Annotated in this window: 8 protein-coding genes and 1 pseudogene; 3 read left to right on the forward strand and 6 right to left on the reverse strand. The window is 64.8% G+C overall.

All coding sequences use genetic code 11. The features are described from left to right. Positions 1-55: 55 nt before the first annotated feature. A pseudogene (locus B2Y33_RS03010) lies at positions 56-6,181 on the forward strand (amino acid adenylation domain-containing protein); the annotation flags it as partial. Between the two features lie 36 nt (positions 6,182-6,217). After that, positions 6,218-7,186, forward strand: coding sequence for an alpha/beta hydrolase (locus tag B2Y33_RS03015; RefSeq protein WP_027916316.1), 969 nt, complete (start codon positions 6,218-6,220; stop codon positions 7,184-7,186). A gap of 448 nt (positions 7,187-7,634) precedes the next feature. On the opposite strand, the gene B2Y33_RS03020 is transcribed toward B2Y33_RS03015, so the two are convergent. The 5 genes from B2Y33_RS03020 to B2Y33_RS03040 all read right to left on the reverse strand — a co-directional run bounded on the left by B2Y33_RS03020 (position 7,635) and on the right by B2Y33_RS03040 (position 15,462). Next, positions 7,635-10,085, reverse strand: a complete 2,451-nt coding sequence (locus tag B2Y33_RS03020) for a TonB-dependent siderophore receptor (protein WP_241194998.1) — start codon at positions 10,083-10,085, stop codon at positions 7,635-7,637. Between the two features lie 110 nt (positions 10,086-10,195). Beyond that, entirely contained in the window at positions 10,196-11,845 is a 1,650-nt protein-coding gene (locus tag B2Y33_RS03025; RefSeq protein WP_088523612.1) for a cyclic peptide export ABC transporter, read from the reverse strand. 27 nt (positions 11,846-11,872) lie between these two features. Then, positions 11,873-12,775: a formylglycine-generating enzyme family protein gene (locus tag B2Y33_RS03030; RefSeq protein WP_033736625.1), complete on the reverse strand. Its 903-nt coding sequence runs from the start codon at positions 12,773-12,775 to the stop codon at positions 11,873-11,875. Positions 12,776-12,812: 37 nt separating this feature from the next. After that, the gene (locus tag B2Y33_RS03035) at positions 12,813-14,099 is read right to left on the reverse strand and encodes an aminotransferase class V-fold PLP-dependent enzyme (protein WP_049695666.1); all 1,287 of its coding nucleotides are present in this window, start codon (positions 14,097-14,099) and stop codon (positions 12,813-12,815) included. 16 nt (positions 14,100-14,115) lie between these two features. Then, complete coding sequence (locus tag B2Y33_RS03040; protein ID WP_027916311.1) at positions 14,116-15,462, reverse strand: dipeptidase; 1,347 nt, start codon at positions 15,460-15,462, stop codon at positions 14,116-14,118. A 211-nt stretch (positions 15,463-15,673) separates the two neighbouring features. On the opposite strand from B2Y33_RS03040, the gene B2Y33_RS03045 reads away from it, so the two are divergent. Further along, positions 15,674-17,302, forward strand: coding sequence for a PvdJ/PvdD/PvdP-like protein (locus B2Y33_RS03045; RefSeq protein ID WP_181074435.1), 1,629 nt, complete (start codon positions 15,674-15,676; stop codon positions 17,300-17,302). Positions 17,303-17,381: 79 nt separating this feature from the next. Here the strand turns inward: B2Y33_RS03045 and B2Y33_RS03050 are convergent, their stop codons facing one another. Continuing rightward, the gene (locus B2Y33_RS03050) at positions 17,382-18,797 is read right to left on the reverse strand and encodes an efflux transporter outer membrane subunit (RefSeq protein ID WP_049695669.1); all 1,416 of its coding nucleotides are present in this window, start codon (positions 18,795-18,797) and stop codon (positions 17,382-17,384) included. Positions 18,798-18,800 lie beyond the last annotated feature (3 nt).

Below are 18,800 nucleotides of genomic sequence, written 5' to 3' on the forward strand. Positions count from 1 at the left end.
CTCCACCACGCTCGACTGCACCCCGTACGTGCTGGGCGAACAACCCGTACCTCACACCTTGCCGATCGGCACGGCCTTGCCTGGTCGGGAGATCTACCTGCTGGACGATGCCGGGCAACCGGTACCGACCGGTGTCGTGGGTGAGCTGGTGATCGGGGGCGAGTTGCTGGCCCGTGGCTACTTCGGCCGCAGCGCGCTGACCGCCGAGCGCTTCCTGCCCGACCCGTTCGCCGGCAACGGCGGGCGCTTGTACCGCACGGGCGACCTGGCGCGCTACCGCGCCGATGGCGTGATCGACTACGTTGGCCGGGTGGACCATCAGGTGAAGATCCGTGGCTTCCGCATCGAGCTGGGCGAGATCGAGACTTGCCTGCTGGCCCAGGCCGGTGTCAGCGAGGCGCTGGTCATGGCGCAGCCTGGCCCCAGTGGGCCGCAACTGGTGGGCTATGTGGTCACGCAGGTGGACGTGGCCACGCTGCGCGAAGCGCTCAAGGCGAGCCTGCCGGACTATATGGTGCCGGCTCACCTGATGGTGCTCGACGGCCTGCCATTGAGCCCGAGCGGCAAGATCGACCGCAAGGCGCTGCCCCAGCCCGAGGCTGCCAGCAGCCATGCTTTCGTCGCCCCGCAGACAGCGCTCGAACAGCAGTTGGCCACAGTCTGGCAAGATGTGCTGAAGCTTGAGCGGGTCGGGGTGGACGACAACTTCTTCGAGCTGGGCGGTGACTCGATCATCTCTATCCAGGTGGTCAGCCGAGCGCGGCAGCTGGGGCTGCACCTGACCCCGAAAGCGTTGTTCCAGCACCAGACCCTCCGGGCCTTGGCCCAGGTCGTTGGCACGGCAGGCACAGCCTTGCAGATCGATCAGGGTGCGGTCACCGGCACCACGCCGTTGTTGCCGGTGCAGCACAGCTTCTTCAGCGAAGCCATCGCCCAGCGTCACCACTGGAACCAGTCGGTGCTGCTGGTGCCGAGCGCGCCGCTTCACGGGGCTGCGCTCGAGCAAGCGTTGCAGGCGTTGGTGCACCATCACGATGCCCTGCGCCTGCGCTTCAGTGAAGGCGATCAGGGTTGGCAGGCCTGCCACGGCGACAACGCCCAGCCGCTGCTGTGGCAACGCGAGGTGACCGATGTCCAGGCACTCACTGCCCTGTGCGACGATGCCCAGCGCAGCCTGGACCTGGCCGAGGGCCCGCTGCTGCGCGCGGTGCTGGCCACCTTGGCCGACGGCAGCCAGCGCTTGCTGCTGGTGATCCATCACCTGGTGGTCGATGGCGTGTCGTGGCGCATTCTGTTCGAGGACCTGCAGCAGGCTTACCAGCAGTGCCTGACCGGGCAGCCGCTCAGCCTGCCGGCCAAGACCAGCGCCTACAAGGCCTGGGCCGAACGCCTGCAAGCCCACGCCCAAAGCGAAACCCTGCGCCAGCAACTGGGCTATTGGCAGGCCCAACTGCAGGGCTTTGCCCAGACGCTGCCTGGCGAAGATGCCCAAGGCAGCCAGCAGGTGGGCGACGCCCAGACCGTGCAGGTTGAACTGGATGCAGCGTTGACTCGGCAACTGCTTCAGCAGGCCCCGGCCGCTTACCGCACCCAGGTCAACGACCTGCTGCTGACCGCCCTGGCGCGGGTGATCTGCCACTGGACGGGCGAGCACGCGGCATTGATCGAGCTGGAAGGCCACGGCCGCGAGGCGCTGTTCGACGACGTCGACCTCACCCGTACCGTAGGCTGGTTCACCAGCCTGTTCCCGGTGAGACTGCCGGTGGCGGGGCCAGTGGGGGACACCATCAAGCAGGTCAAGGAACACCTGCGCGCCATCCCGGACAAAGGCATTGGCTTTGGTGTGCTGCGTTATCTGGGCGATGCGGCTACCCGCCAGGCATTGACCGGTCTGTCGCAGCCACGCATCACCTTCAACTACCTGGGCCAGTTCAGCGCCAGCGCCGCCGGTGAGGACGATGCGCTGTTCGCCCCGGCCGCGGAAAGCGGCGGGCGCCAGGTCAGTGATCAGGCGCCGCTGGGCAATGCCCTGACCATCAACGGGCAGGTGTTCGACGGCGCCCTGAAGCTAGACTTCACCTTCAGCCGCCAGCGGTTCGCCGCGGGCATCATCGAGCACCTGGCGCATGCCTACGTGAGCGAGCTGCGTACGGTCGTTGAGCACTGCCTGGCCTTGGAACACCTCTGCCTGACCCCGTCCGACTTCCCGCTCGCGGGGCTGAGCCAAGCACAGCTGGACCGTTTGCCGGTACCGGCCGAGGCTGTCGAAGACCTGTACCCGCTGTCGCCGATGCAGCAGGGCATCCTGTTCCACACCCTCGAAGCCGCTCAGCAGGGGCTGTACGTCAGCCAAACCAGCGTGCAGGTACAAGGGTTGGATAACGCCCGCTTCCTCGCGGCCTGGCAGCACATGGTCGATCGCCATGAAATTCTGCGCACCGGGTTCTGGACCGAAAGCCACCTCAACGAGCCATTGCAATGGGTGGCCAAGCGTGCCGACCTGCGTGTGCGCGAGCTCGACTGGCGGGGCCGCCCGGTCAGCGCCGCCGACCTGCAAGGCCTCGCCGAGCAGGACTACGCCCGCGGCTTCGATCTGCTGCAGCCGCCCTTGATGGGCCTGACCCTGGTGCGCCTGGATGAGGGGCGCCAGCAACTGATCTGGAGCAGCCACCACATCCTCATGGACGGCTGGAGCCACTCACGCCTGCTGGGTGAGGTGTTCGCCGTGTACGGTGGACAAGCACTGCCCGGCAAACGCGGCAGCTACCGCGACTACATCGCCTGGCTGGCCGCCCAGCCCCAGGCGCAGATGGAACACTTCTGGAAAGACAAGCTGGCCGGGCTCGAAGGGCCCACCCTGCTGGCCACCGGGTTGCATCCAGCGCCCGTCGCCGAGGCCGACGGCTACGACGCGCTGTACTTGAACTGGGACGCCGCGCAAACCCGGCAACTGCGTGATCAGGCCCAGCGCCTGCGGGTCACACCCAACACGCTGATCCAGGCAGCCTGGCTGCTGCTGCTGCAACGCTACACCGGGCAAGCGCGCGTGTGCTTCGGCGCAACCGTCGCCGGTCGTCCGGCAAACCTGCCGGGTGCTGAAGACATGCTGGGCTTGTTCATCAACACGCTGCCGATCATCCAGGCGCCTCTGCCCGAACAGCCGGTGGGGCAGTGGTTGCAGACCCTGCAGGACTACAACGTGCAGGTGCGCGACTACGAGCACGTGTCTTTGGCCGATGTACAGCGTTGGTCCGGGCAAAGCGGACAGGCGTTATTCGACAGCATCGTGGTGTTCGAGAACTATCCCCTGGACGAGCGCCTGCAAGACGCCGGCGAAGACGGCTTGCGCTTCGGCGCCAGCGAAGGCCGCGACGTGACCAACTATGCCATGGACCTTGCCGTGCACCTGGATGACACCTTGAGCATCGAGTTCCTGTACTGGCGCAGCCGCTTCAGCCACGCTGCCTGCCAGGGCATTAGGCGCAGCTTCGAGCGCTTGCTCCAAGCGCTGCTGGGCGACCCACTGGCCGCCATCGGCAGCCTGCCCATGCTCGATGCCGACGCTGAGCGGCAGCAGGCCGAGGCCAACCGGCTGGTCGCCAACCCGACCCGCACGCCGCTGCTGCAGCGCATCGCCGGGCATGTACAGGCCCGTGGTCAGCAGGTAGCGGTCAGCTGCGCCGGGCAGTCCCTGACGTATGCCGAGCTTGAAGCGCGCGCCAACCGCCTGGCCGTGGCCCTGATCGACGCCGGTGCTGCCCCGGAGGTGCGTGTCGGGGTGGCGCTGGAGCGCTCGGTAGACATGATCGTGGCCTTCTATGCGGTGCTCAAGACCGGCGCTGCGTATGTGCCTGTCGACATCGATTACCCGCGCGAGCGGGTGCAGTGGATCATCGAGGACTCAGCCATGCGGCTGCTCATCAGCCAGGCCAGCGTCAGCGAACGTTTGCCAAGCGCCGAAGGTGTCGACACGCTGCTGCTCGAATCGCTCGCGCCGGTGCAGGCGCAGGTCGCCCTGCCGGCGGTGGTGATCGACGAAGACAACCTGGCGTACCTGATCTACACCTCCGGTTCGTTGGGCAAGCCCAAGGGCGTTGCGGTCGCCCGCGGGCCGCTGGCCATGCACTGCCAGGCCATCATCGAGCGCTATGGGATGAGCGAGGCGACCCGCGAGTTGCTGTTCATGTCGTTCGCCTTCGATGGCGCCCAGGAGCGGTGGCTGTCCACCCTGGCGGCCGGTGGTCAGCTGGTGGTGCGCGACAACCGTCTGTGGACGCCCGAGGAAACCTGGCAGGTGCTGCATGAGCAGGCCATCACCATCGCCTGTTTCCCGCCTGCGTACCTGCAACAGTTGGCCGAATACGGCCAGGCCTTCGATAACCCGCCACCGGTGCAGATCTACTGCTTTGGCGGCGACGCCGTGGCCGATGCCAACTTCGAATTGGTCAAGCGCACCCTGCGTCCAAGGCTGCTGACCAATGGCTACGGCCCCACCGAGACGGTGGTCACACCGTTGCTGTGGGTGGTCGATACCGACCAGCGCTGCGAGGCGGCCTATGCGCCGATTGGCACACGGGTGGGTGAGCGTACCCTGCACATTCTCGATGCCTGCCTGAACCCATTGCCGGACGGCGTGCCAGGTGAGTTGTACATCGGCGGGCAAGGGCTTGCGCGGGGCTACCATGCTCGACCAGGCCTGACGGCCGAGCGATTCGTGGCCGACCCCAGTGGCAAGGGTGCGCGCCTGTACCGCACCGGCGACCTGGTGCGCCGCCGGGCAGACGGGGTGATCGACTTCCTTGGCCGCCTGGATCATCAGGTCAAGATCCGGGGCTTTCGTATCGAGCTGGGCGAAATCGAGGCCCGCTTGCGCAGCCAACCCCAGGTGCGCGATGCGGTCGTCGTGGCCCGTGACACCGAAGGCGGCAAGCAACTGATCGGTTATGTGGCCACCAGCAGCCCGGCACTACAAGGCGAGGCGCTGCGCATGGCATTGCAACAGGGCTTGCCTGACTACATGGTGCCCAGCCAGATCCTGGTGCTGGAGCACCTGCCGCTGAGCCCCAACGGCAAGGTTGACCGCAAGGCGCTGCCAGACCCGTCCTTCAAGGGTCGCGAGTACGTGGCGCCGCGCAACGCCCTCGAAGCCGGCCTTGCCGCGATCTGGCAAGAGGTGCTGGAGCTGGAGCAGGTTGGGGTGACGGACAACTTCTTCGAGCTGGGCGGCGATTCCTTGCGCACCCTGAAGGTGCTGTCCAAGGTGCGCAATCAACCGGCGTTGGGCGTTGAGCTGAAGCTGCGCGACATGATGAGCAAACCCACCATCGCCGAGTTGTCCGGTTACGTGGACGACGCCGTGGCAGTGCTTTCACCGCTGCTGCCGCTCAATGGTCCGGTCGCGCAGTGCGAGCCCCTGTTCTGTCTTCACGCAGGGTTCGGCACCGTGTTCGACTATGAGCCTCTGGCGCGACGGCTGGACGGGGTGCGCCAGGTCATCGGCGTGCAGTGCAGGATGCTGCTGGACAAGCACTGGCAGGACAGCTCGCTGGAAGCCATGGCCCAGGACTACGCAGGGTTCATCCGCGAACAGCAACCACAAGGGCCGTACCACTTGCTGGGCTGGTCGCTGGGCGGGCCGTTGGCGCTGCTGGTGGCCCGTGTGCTGGAAGGGCAGGGCCAGTGCGTGCACTTCGTTGGGCTGGTGGACAGCTTCGTGCCCGGTGACCACGGGCCGGAAGACGACCTGACTGAAGAGCTGCGCAACTTCTTGTCCATCATCCTCGACCAGCCGCCCGAAAGCCTGCCGGCGTTCGACCTGTCTGACGACGGCTCCCACCCGGCCCTTGAAGCGCTGGTAGCGCAAGTGCAGGCCCACGTGCTGGGCAGCGGTGATTCACCGCGCTTCGCTGCCGAGGAACTGGTGCATGCCTTTACGGTGGCGCTGCGCCTGAAGGCGCTGTCGCGACGCCTTGCGCCGCTGCCCGCCATCGAGTGCCCGGCCAGCTTCTGGTGGGCAGAGGACGGGTACCGCGCACCGGCTCAAGCTTATCAACGGCGGTTCAGCCAGGACGATGCAACGCTCATCCACGCGTCGCACTTCGAGATCCTCAAGCAGCCCCAGCTGCTGCGCGAGGTGTGCGAGTGCCTGGACACGACCACCGAAACCCAAGGGCGCGCGTGACGCGCCCTGTCACTGATTTTCAAGTAAGGATCGAACATGGCATTGCACCCTGACCTGGCAGCGTTTCTGGAACTGGTCGAATTCGGCAGGCTGACCGGCAAGAGCCAGCCCATGCACGCGATGGACGTGGCCCAGGCCCGCGCCGAATTCGCCGCCAGCTCGCAAGTGCTCGACCCCAGCCCGCCCGGTGACCTGAGTGTCAGCGAACTGAGCATCCCGACCCGCGACGGCGCCCAGCTGCCCGCTCGGCTCTACCGCAACGGGCAGCCTGCAGCTGCACCGCAACCGGTGATCCTCTACCTGCACGGCGGCGGCTATGTGGTCGGCAGCCTCGACTCGCACGACTCGGTGTGCCGGCGCCTGGCGAGCATGGGCGACTTCGCAGTGCTCGCCCCGGATTACCGACTGGCGCCGGAGCACCGTTTTCCGGTCCCTGTGAACGACGCGCTCGATGCCGCCAACTGGCTGGCCGAGCACGCCCTGGCCCTTGGGCTGGACAACCGCCGGGTGGTGTTTGCCGGCGACAGCGTCGGCGCAAGCCTTGCGACCGTCCTGGCCATCACTGCGGTCAAGGCCCCTGAAACGCTGGCGATCAAGCCGTTGGCGCAGTTACTGTTCTACCCGGTCACCGACCTGTCGTGCCTGCGCGACTCCCACCGCCAGCATGCCGAAGGCTATTTGCTGGAGACCGAGACGCTGGCGTGGTTCTACCAGCATTACGCACCGCTGCCCGAACAACGCCTGGACTGGCGCGCTTCACCGCTGCTGGCCCAAGTGGACACGCCGCTGGCGCCGGCCTACCTGTGGGTAGCGGAGTACGACCCATTGCACGATGAAGGCCTAGCGTATCGCGACAGGTTGCAGGCAAGCGGGACGCCGGTGACCTTTGTGCGGGCGCAGGGGCTTAGCCATGACTTTTTGCGGATGTCGGGGTTGGTGGGGCAGGTCGGGGGGATTTATCGGGATGTGGGGGCGTGGTTGAGCGCGGTTGGGGGACGAGCGTAATAGTCCTCGCGTGCCGTTACCGTAACAGAGCACACACATCCAGGCCTATGTAGTGCGACCAACTTGGAGAGTAGGTGTGTGCTTTTTCTGATTCTTAACTAAGGCTTGCGCGCGGGTGATCTTGATGAAATCCCGCAATGCCAGGTAGGCATACAAGCCGCCACAGGGAGTGGTGACTGCAGCCAACCACATAAACCGAGCAGGAAAGCCCTAGGGCCGGTCGAAATCAAGGGTGAAGCTGCGAGCAATGAGGCGATGAAGTAGATCAGTAGCCACCAGACCTTGAACCCACGCTCGATGACCAGTGAATGCAGTTTTTCGGCATCACCGATCTTATACGTGGGGAGGTGACTGGATGCTTGATAGCGTTCGAGTCGCGCTGCCTCCCTGCACTTCGCAGGCAAGCCGGCTCAGTCGCCGAGCCGGCTTGTCGTCACAGACAGGGGCTTTAGAAGCTGTACCGGGTGGTGAACATCACGTTGCGGGGCTCACCGTAGTAACCGGTGAAGAACGTGGGGTCCAATGCGCTGAAGTACTTCTTGTCGAACACGTTGTTCACGTTGACGGTGGCGCTCAGTTCCTTGGTGATGTCGTAGCGTGCCATCAGGTCGAACACAGCGTATTGCTGCTGGGTCGCCTTGCCCTGGCTGGTGGTCAGGCTCAGGCCGCTCTGCCAGTTCATGCCGCCGCCCACGGTCAGCTGGTTGAGATCGCCGGGCAGGCGGTATGTGGTCCAGAGCTTGACCAGGTTGGCAGGCGCTTCGGTCATGATGCGCTCGCGGTCCGAGTCCTTGGTCAGGCTGTGGCTGTAGCTGGCGCTGACGTTCCAGTCGGGCATGACTTCGCCGTAGATTTCCATGTCGATGCCGCGGGTCTTGGCGCCGGACACCGCGCGGTACGCCGACTCACGAATGGTCCCTTCGACGGTTTCGCCGGTGGCCACGCCCAGGTTGTCCTGCTTGATTTCGTAAAGGGCGACGGCGGTGTTGACCCGCCCATCCAGAAATTCGCTTTTCAGGCCAATTTCGTAGTTGTCACCTTCGCGCGATTCCAGGGTCTTGCCTGCCTGATCGCGGATCGACTGCGGCTTGTAGATCTTGGTGTAGCTCGCGTAAAGCGAGTGGATGTCGGTAAGGTCGTACACCACCCCTGCATAAGGGGTGACGAAACCGCTCTCGCGGGTGGAGGCGCGGCTGTTCAGGCCCGGATAGGACGGGTTGGCCACGGTTTTTTTCTTGTAGCTGTAGTCGCCCACCCGTGCGCCCAGGATCAGCGACAGGTCATCGGTGGGTTTGAAACGCGCCACCATGTACGCGGCGTTCTGACGCACGGTGGTGTCGTCGTTCATCAGCTTGCCCACGGAAAGGGGGCGCTCGGTGTCGTTGTCCCAGGTGTAGATGTTGGCCGGACGGCCTTCCAGGTCGTCGTCGGCCGGGTCGCTGTAGTCGTGGAATTCCGAACCGCTCAAGCCGATCACCAGCTCATGCTCGCGGCCCAACAGCTGGAAGGGGCCCTGGACCAAGGCGTCGATGCCCAGTTGGCGCTGCGAGCCTGAGCCGTCGCCGCCGTACAGGTAGGCCCCTTCGCCGGTTTGCTTGTCGGGGAAGTCGCCGCTGAGCGAGGCCAGGGAATAGTCGCGCGAACTGTACATGTTGTTGACCGCCACCTTGAGCTTCCAGTCGTTGACCAGGCTCTGCTCAAGGTTGGCGAAGGTGGTAAGGGTGTTCTGCTTACGGTAGCTCCAGCGCGAACCTGCGTTGATCGAACGGGAAAAGTCGGTCTGTTCGCCATTGCTGTAGAACAGCGGGAAGCTGGCGAACGATACGCCACGCGGGTTGTTCTTCTGGTAGTCCACGCCCACGCTCAACAGGGTGCTGTCGGTGAGGTCGGCTTCGAGGATGCCGTAGTAGGTCTGTTTTTCCTGCTGGTAGTGGTCGATGTAGCTGTTGCCCTGCTTGTACGCCACGACCGTGCGACCGCGCAGGCGGGCATCGTCGGTCAGGGGGCCGGACACGTCCACCTCGGTGCGGTAGGTGTCCCAGGAACCCGCCCCGGCGGTGATCGAGCCCTGGAAGGTGGAGGTCGGGCGCTTGCGGACCAGGTTGATGCTGCCCGAGGGGTCACCGGCGCCTGTCATCAGGCCGGTAGCGCCGCGCACGATTTCGACGCGATCATAAATCGAGGTGTCGATCAGGCTTTGTGGGCTGGCACTGGTCTGCACGATCAGGGTCGTGGGGATACCGTCGAACTGGTAGCTGTCGATCGAATAGCCGCGCGAATAGATGTTCACCCGCTCACTGTCGATGTTCTGCACCGACAGGCCCGGCGCCTGCTTGAGCACGTCACTCAGGGTGGTCAGCTGTTGGTCTTGCAGGCGTTGACGGGTCATGACGCTGACCGACTGGGGGGTTTCGCGCAGGGACATGGGCAGCTTGGTGGACGCACTGCTGCTGTTGACGGTGTACGAACGGCTGGCTTCGCTCGAACCGTCCAGGTTGCTTTGCACGGTGGTGGCGTCCAGCTGCAGCGAGCTGGTGTCGTTGCCACGACGGTGAATGGTCACGCTGTTGCCCTGGATGTCGTACGCAAGCCCCGTGCCTGCCAGCAAGGTTGCCAGGGCCTGCTGCGCGGTGAGGTGGCCCTTGACGGCTCGACCGTTGAGCCCTTGCACATCATCGGGGCTGAACAGCACCTGCTGGTCGGCCTGGCGACCGAACGCCTGCAGCGAAGCGGAGAGCGGCATGGCGGCAATGTCCACGTCCACTTCCTGGGCCATCACCTGGGCCGACAGCGGCAGGCACAGCGCCATGCCCAGGCTCGAGCCGAGCAGCGTCGTCTGGAAGACACGGTGAAGCCTGAAGGCTTGGGTGATCGGGTTGAGCGTGCTAAGGGCTGGCATTACATCCTCTCTGGTGGAGATTTAAATGATAATGATTTGTATTAGTTGCTCAGTGAGACGCACCAGCACAGGAAAACCGGAAAGAAAAATTTCAGTCCGGTTACAACGCTTCAGGCGGGATGGAGTGCTGGCGCGATCTTGCCGCGGTGCAGGCGCACCAAGTGGTCGGCCATATCGAAGTAGCGATCGTCGTGGGAGATCACGATGATGGTCTTGCCCAGCCGCTTCAGGTCCGGCAGCAGCTCGGTGTAGAAGATCCGCCTGAAGGTCGGATCCTGGTCGGCGGCCCATTCATCGAACACCAATACGGGACGCTCCTCCAGCCAGGCGCTGACCAGCGCCAGGCGCTTGCGCTGGCCGGTGGACAGGTCGGTGGTGCTGAACACCCCGTCGCGGATGCTCACCTTGTGGTCGATCTCCAGGCGCCTGAGGTAGCGCCCGGCGTCATCGGGTAGCGGTTGATCGCCTTGGATCACGTCGTCGAACAGGTAGTAGTCAGCGAAGATGGTGGTAAACAGCTGGCGGTAGTCATCACGGGTCTGGGCCGTCACGGGCTGGCCGTTGAGCACGATGCTCCCGGCTTGCGGGGCATACAGGCCCAGCAGCAGCTTGATCAGGGTGGTCTTGCCGCAGCCGTTTTCACCGACGATGAACACGATGTCGCCTTGCTGGACCTGCAGGCTCACCGGCCCGAACTGGAAGGGCTCGGCGCCCTCCACGGCAGGGAAGGTGTAGCGAACGTCCTTGAGTTCTAGCAAGTTCATGGCCATGGCTGGTTTGCGTGCGTCGTCCAGCAGCAGGTGTGGTTCGGGCGAGGAGAACTGCGTCGACAGCGCAGCAATACGGCGAAAGGCGATCTGGGCCTTGCCGATGATTGGCAGGGTGCTGATCAGGTGCTCCAGCGGGCCTTTCATGTACAGCAGCACCAGCACGAAACCGCTGGTAACGCTCTTGTCCGCCGAGGGCCAGTACGATTGCAGGGCCAGCGCCACCGCAATCACCACGAAGAACAACATCGAGCCCAGGGTCTTGGCGATCACGAAGGTGTTGATCGAGCGGACCTGGGTGGCGCAGATCCGATTGGCCGTGTCGCGGATGCCGTGGCTGAACATCCGTTGGCGGCGCGGCCGGTGAATGCGCAGTTCCTTGGCCCCTTCGGCGATGGCACTGTAGTGTTTTTGCAAGTCGTCCTCGGCTTCCCGCGCGGCTTCGAAGCCCCGCATGCCTTTGGCCTGGGCGATGAACTGCAGCACGGTGCCCACACCGATGGCCACCAGGATCACCAGGAACATCTGCCAGGACAGGTGCGCCAGGTAGCCCAGGCACCCCAGCGTCACGGTGAGCGAGATGGCCAGCGGGGCGAAGACGTAGGCGAAGTCGCTGATGGTGTCCACGTCATGGGTCAGTACCGGGATCAGCCGATGGCTGCGGTAGCGCTCGATCTGGTCGATGGGCGCGGCCAGCACCTTCTCACCCAGCTGACGACGCAAGGTGGCGATGACGTGTTGGCCTACGTAGTTGGTGCCCATGTCGGACAGAATCGAGCTGAGCAGGGCCAGCAGGCACAGGCCAGCGAAGCCCAGTACCACGCCCTGTGTCAGGCCGGCGTCGCTGTGCAAGCTGCTGTTGATGGTGGCCAGCAAAGCGGTGACGCTCAGGCCACCGATCATGCCCAGGACGATGCAAACCGTGACCAGAGGCCAGAACGGCTTGAGCAGGCCGAACAGTTCCCTGACGGCGCCACGAGGTTGATGGGTCATGTGTTTCTCCTCAATCGCGTGGGGCTGTCAGAGTTCGCGGACGACTCGGAAACCAAGGAAATCGCCGCGAACCTCGGGCGAGCGGTTGTTGCGGTTGCCCGAGCGCGAGAACACCGGGGCCTCGCCCCAGTCGTTGCCGCGCATGACGCGTTTCTCGCAGTTGCCGGTTTTCCAGGCGCTGCCATCGGCAGGCGCACCTTCGTAGTCTGGGTTCAGGCAGTCGGCCGTCCACTCGTAGACATTGCCGTGCATGTCGTACACGCCAAAGGCGTTGGCCGGGTAGCTGCCCACGGGCGCGGTGTAGGAGTAGCCATCGGCAGGGCCATAGGTATTGGCGTGCTGGCTGATGCTGTAGGCCTTCTCGTCGTTGTTGTCGAAGGGGAACGGGAAAGAGCCAGTGGAGCCGGCCCGGGCGGCGTATTCGCGCTGCGCCTCGCTGATCAGGCGGTAAGTGTGCCCGGTTTTTTTCGTCAGCCATTGAGCATACGCATCGGCGTCGAACCAGCTGATGCACACCGCCGGCTGGCGAGGGCCCTGCTTGTAGGTGGGTTTGCTGGCCTTGCAGAAGCGGCCAGGACGGGTGTCGCCATCGGCGATCTTGACCCCGGTTTCACGGATGTACGCATCCAGCTCGCCTGCGGTGACCGGGAAGCGGCCCACCGCGAACGGTTTGGCGAAGGTCACGGTATGCTGCGGGCCCTCATCGTATTCGCGACCCACTTCATCCTCCGGGGTACCCATCAGGTAACTGCCGGCGGGCAGCACTACCATTTCCGGGCAATGTGGGCAGTCCTTGAAAACGCTACCGGGTTTGATCGCTTCGCCCGCGTGTACGGCAGGGCTGGCCAGCAGGCCGAGCAGCACGGCAGTGCCGAGCCTGTACAGGGTGCTGGACAATGGCTTGAATGAAACGCAAGGCAGGTTGGGCATGGTGAAAAGTCCGTGATCGATGGTCTGCATGAGGGGTTCAGCGGCGCAAGCGTGGAGTGAGCACAGCGATCAGCCGGTCGATTTCGGCTTCGGTGTTGAGCAGGCCCGGTGCAGTGCGTACCACCGGACCCACGTCGCGCGACACCGCATCGACGACGATGCGCTGGCTGTTGAGGTAGGCGGCGACCTCGTCGGCATCCTGGTCGGCTACCCGAAAGAAGGTGAAACCTGCCGATTGGCGAGTGCTGCGCGGCGTGACCAGTTGCACGCCCGGCATCGTTTCGAGCCGCTGTTTGAGGTAGTCGTTGAGGCCGTGAATGCGTGCCTGTATGGCGGCCTTGCCGTGCCGCAGGTGCAAGTCGAAGGCTGCGCCCAGCGCCCATCGGTGCTCGAAGGCGTGATAGCCGCCTGGGGTGAAGGTGGTGGCGAAATCCTCATCTTCGGAAAAAGTCGCGATGAGGGGGTTCAGGTTGTCGAGTGCGGTGCTGGCCGCGCAGATGATCCCTGTGCCGCGCGGGCCGAACATCCACTTGTGCGTGCCGGCAATGAAGTAGTCGCAGTTGAGCTCGGCAAAGTGCATGTCCTCTACACCAAAGCCATGCACGCCGTCGACGACGTACAGGATGCGCTCATGCTCGGCGCGGTCCCGGTTGGCCTCGCGCACCAGTTCGCCGATGGCGCCCACCGGCAGCTTCACGCCACTGCCCGAGTGCACCCAGGTCATGCCCAGCACGCGGGTCTTGGGGTTGATGGCCGCCTTGATGGTGCTCAGCACTTGGTCGGTGGACAGGTTCCACGGCTCGTCGAACAGGCGCAGCCGGCGTACCGGGGTGCCATCGCGGGCGGTGCGAAAGTCCAACGTGTGGCGCGCTGCCGAGTGCTCGTGCACCGTCGTCAGGATCTCTTGCCCGGGTGCTATCTTGAGCCCGCCGTAGATTAGGCCCAAGCCCTCTGTCGTGCTGCCGGTCAGGGCAATTTGCCGTGGTGCGACTTGCAGGTAACGGGCCGCCGCTTCGCGGACCTGCGCTTCGTGCTTCCATTCCGACTGGCTATCCCAGTCCACCAGCCGGGCCGGGTGCCGATCGAATTGCGCGCGCAGAGCCTCGATGGCGTCGCGTACCGGTTTTGGGTGCGAGGTGATCAGAAAGTTGGCGAAGTGGGCGTAGGCTGGGTCGAGGTCGAACAAGCTGCGAAAGCCCGCCCAGGCGTCAGAGCCTGCGGCCCGTGTGGGCGCTGCCTGGGCGGCGGGTATCAAATGGCTTGCCAGTGGCAGGCTGGCAGCGAGCAGGCTGGCCTGCTTGAGAAAGGCGCGACGGTCGTTCATCTGAGGGCTCGCATCATCATCGTGAGGGGGTGGCGCCAGGGGCCGCTGCCGCCTGCACCTGCTGCCAGACACGCAGGAAATTGCCGCCCCACAGCTTGCTGATGTCAGCTTCGGAGTAACCTCGTGTAATCAGTTCGGCCGTGACGTTGCGGGCCTCGCTGGCGTCCTGCCAGCCGTCAATGCCACCGCCCTCGTTGAAGTCCGAACTCAGGCCTACATGGTCGATGCCGACCTTGCGCACCGCGTAGTCGATGGCGTCGCCGTAGTCCTTGAGCGTGGCTGGCGGTTCTTCGTCGAGAATGGCGTACAACGCATTGGCGTACTGGCCCACTTTCTGTTCCGGCCAGCCCGCGATAACGGGGTCGCCCGGCATGAGGGCGTAGTTCAGGTCAGCCAGGGGCGGCAGGGCATAGTCGCTGCGCAGCGCGTTGAGGCGCTCCTGGGTTTTGTTGCTCAAGGGCTTGAGGTAGGTGGAGAAGGCGACGATCTGGATGACACCGCCGCTGTCCTTGATCAGTTGCATTTCCTTGTCCGACAGGTTGCGGCGGATGTCGACCATCGCCCGGGGCGCCGAATGCGACGCCACCACCGGTGCCCGGCTGAGCGCCACGACCTGGGCCAGGGCCTGGCTGGACATCTGCGACACGTCGATGATCACCCCCAGATCGTTCAGGCGCTGTACTGCCTGCTTGCCGATGGATGACAGGCCTTCGAGTGCATCGACGGTGTCATTGAAAAAGGGCAGCGGGCGCGAGGAGTCGGCCCAGCTGTTGTTGCCCACGTAGCTGAAGCCGAACAGGCGCACGCCGCGCGCAGCCCAACGGTCCAGCTGGTCCAGGTCGTCGCCCAGTGCGTAGGCATTGAGCATGCTGAGCAACACCGCAAACTTGCCTTCGCCGTGCAACCTGCGCATGTCCTGCGGGGTATAGGCAACGCCCACCCGTTCGGGAAAGTCGCGGACCATGCCCATGATGGCGTTGTAGCGCACCTCTTGCGTGTGGCGGGCGGCCTCGACGAAGCCGGGGGTAGGGCGGTGTGGGCCATCGTCGCCGGTCCAGGATTCGGGCCAGGCGAAAATGGTCAGGGCAGCGGCAGACAGGCGCCCGCGCGCCGCTTTGTTCAGGTCGAAGCGACCAGCACCGTCTTGGTCGGCTTCGCTGCCTTCGGTGCCGAAGGTCAGCGGCAGTGTGATGTGGCTGTCGAACGAAAGCAGGCGTTCCTGCAGGTCATTGGCCTGGCGCATGACGTCCCTGGGGTAGCCTGACGGCGTGTCGAGATAGTCCCAGGCCGCCCACCCGGCACCGGCGGTCACGGCCGCGGCCAGGCTGATATACAAGGCTTTTTTCCAGCGTGGTGTCGTCATCTTGGTCTCAGTAGGTTCACCGTCGAGGGATGGGCTTGGATGCCGCCGCTACCTGGAGGGAACGAGCTGCGATAGCGGAAATTTAAGCGCCCGCCCGTTGACTGAAGACAGGTGCCAGGGCGCACTGCAGCGCTAAATTTCGCCCGCCGAGCCACGTCCTAGCCTTGGATGGGCCGTGCTCCATGGCCGAAGTGAAAGCACAGGTAGGGCAATGACGATTTCTCGACGCGGGTTCATCGCCGGTGTGGCATTGACGGGTATGGCAGTGCCAGGCGCGCGGTACCTGCAGCGGCGGCGAGCCAGTGAAGAGCAATACCCTGAGACCCCCGGCGAGGCGGTGGTGGAACTTGCCGATACGCCTGTCAGGCAGCTGGGCGACACCTTGCGCGGTATCTGGCGCTGGACACCTCAAGGCCGCGAGGCCGGGCTCGCCGGTATGCCGTCAGGGGAGCTTGAGCTTTTCCTGGATGTGGCCTCGAGCGGGCGGGGGTTGCGCGGCTACCTCGACACCCCTGAACGTTTGCGCAGCACCCTGGAGCCACGCTATCGGGTGGTGGCTGACTTGTTGCTCGACCGACCAGGGACACTGCGCTGGCGGCTGTTGGCCACGGACGCCAACCCCCTGGGGGCACGCTACGAGTGCCAGGTTGTGCTTGACGAGGTCTGGGGGGCGTACGGCAACGCAGGACCTGCGACCTTGAGCGGGCACGTGGTGGCGCTTGAGCGGCCACTGGCGCTGCCCGTGCAGGACAACCGTTTCCTGGCGCTGAAAAGAACGTTCCCCGAAGCGCGGGAGCGCACGCCATTGTCGGCGCCGTTACTGGCGAAGCTGATCGCGCCGGAACACCGGCTGTTTCACCAGCTCTGGCATGCGTCGCGGGACAAGTGGCACAAGCTCGATGACGAAAAGCGCGGTGCGTTGCGCGGGCTTGGCTGGCAGCCAGGGCCGAGGGCGCGCGAGCGTGATGCACGGGGCCGGCACAAGGACCGCAACGGCTCCGGCGAGGACTTTCTGTTCATGCATCGGCACATGCTGGGCAACGCCAGGGCCATTGAGCCGTTACCGTCGTGGCCGCGTTTTCCTTTGCCCCAGCCAGCGCTCGAGCGCGACCGCGTAGGGTTCGCAGCCTACTTCGACAACCATGACGGCAACGCCTTGCCGCCGACATGGCTGGCCGATGATGACGAGGAGTACACCCAGTGGGTGCGTGACATCAAGAGCCCGGACACGTTCTACGGCAACTTCCAGGTCTGGGAGTCGCGCTACAGCGATCCGCATTACCTCAGTACCTTGACCTTGGGGCAGTTTGGCTCAGAACTGGAGCTGGGCTTGCATGACTGGCTGCACATGCGCTGGGCCTCGGTGCCGCGCGATCCGGCCAACGGCATGCCGGTGCCGATGGCGCGCACGCCCGACGACTATGCCCAACGCTGGTATGGCGCCGAGAACGATTTTCTCGGCGACCCTTTTTCATCCCATGTGAACCCGGTGTTCTGGCGCTTTCATGGCTGGATCGACGACCGCATCGAGGACTGGTTCCAGGCCCATGAACGGCTTCATCCTGGTGAAGTGCGGCGCCTGGACGTCAACGGCGTGCCCTGGTTCGCGCCGGGGCGATGGGTGGAAGTTGCCGACCCCTGGCTGGGGCCTGATACCCATGGATGCTCCACAGTGCCTGGGCTGCGCCCAGGGCGGAGTGTGGAGATGGACCCGGAGACCATGAAGCTGGCCCTGCGCATCATCTATGCCGAGGATGATCGTTTCGCCGCGTTACGGCCCAAGGTGCCGCAGCGGCCATGGTATGCCCGGCATATCAAGGTGACGCGGCCATTGCGGTGAGGGTTCATGGAGATTCATGCCGCGATAGGCCGCGCAGCGGCCTCGGCGACCCTGGCGTTTTTCCAGCCCAGCGTTGCGCCTAAGGGGCATCACCGCCCACCTGCCACCCACCACCGAGCGCCTTGTAAAGCGCCACGCTCGCTTGCAAGCGGGCCAGGCGAAGCGTTGCCTGCTGATCCTGGGCTACATACAGCGTGCGCTGGGTTTCCAGCACGGTCAGTACGGTCTCGGCGCCTGCCCCATAGCGCTGTTCGGCCAGGTCAAAGGCCAGTTGAGCTTGTCGCACTTCTTCGTCCTGCCAGTGGCGTTGGCGGTCGACACCGTCCAGGGCATTGAGCGCCTTCTCCACATCGCTCAGGCCAGCGAGAATGCTGCTGCGATACTGCTCCAGCAGTTCGGCCTGCTCGGCCTCGGCCAGATCGCGGGAAGCCCTGAGCCTGCCGTTGTCGAAAATCGGCGCAAGCAGACCAGAGGTCAGGGTGTAATAGGGGCTTTCCAGCGTCTGGGCGAAGGTGCGCGCGCCGCTGCCCAGGGTGGCGCCAAGGGTTACCTTGGGCAGCATGGCCGCCCGGGCCACTTGCACGTTGGCGTTGGCCGCTGCCAGGCGGGCCTCGGCGGCGGCGATATCGGGGCGACGGGTCAGCAGGTCGCTGGGCAGGCCGCTGTCAACCGTCGGCCAGGCCACGCTGGCGAACGGCTGGCGGCTGGTCGGCAGTTGCTGTACTGGGTCGCCGAGCAATGTTGCAAGGGTGATGCGGGTGTCTTGCACGCGTTGCGCCATCAGGGGGACCTGACGCTCCTGGGCCGCGACCAGGCTGCGCTGCTGGGCAAGCTCCAGGTGTGTTGCCGAGCCTGCGCGCTGGCGTGCCTGGACCAGGCGCAAAATGCCCCGTGCATTGTCCAGGTTCAGTTGGGCGATGCGCAGTTGTTCGGCTAAGGCCAGGCCCTGCAGATACGTGTCGGCGATGTCGCTGAGCAGGGTCAACTGCACCGTCTGCCGGTCAAAGCGGCTGGCTTGCAATGTGCGCAGGGCGTTGTCGCGGCTAGCCCGCAGGCCGCCCCAGAAATCGATTTCATAGCTGGCACTGAGCTGGGTATCGAACGCGGTACTGGTGCGCTCGCTACGGGTGGCATCGAGGTCGTTATAACCCTCACCCTTGAGCAGCCGCTGGCGGCTGGCATCCACGCCCAGCTCGACCGCTGGCAGCAGGGGTGCGTTGGCGATGGCGGCTCGCGCTCTGGCCTGCCGGATGCGTGCGGTGGCGGCCGCCAGATCGTGGCTGTTAAGCAGGGCGCGTTGCACCAGGCTGTCCAGCTCGGGGCTGTTGAAGGACTGCCACCACTGACGCGCCGGTCGGTCGGCCTCACCGAAAGCGTGTGTCGGGCCCTGCCAGGTACGCGGCATATCGACCGCTGCCTGGGGCAGGGTGGGTGGGCTGCACCCGGCGAACGCCAGGCAAAGGGTCAACAGGCTGATGCGGCTTGGCAAGGGCATGGC

This window comes from Pseudomonas sp. UBA5666 (assembly GCF_002420785.1).
Taxonomy (GTDB): Bacteria; Pseudomonadota; Gammaproteobacteria; order Pseudomonadales; family Pseudomonadaceae; genus Aquipseudomonas; species Aquipseudomonas fulva.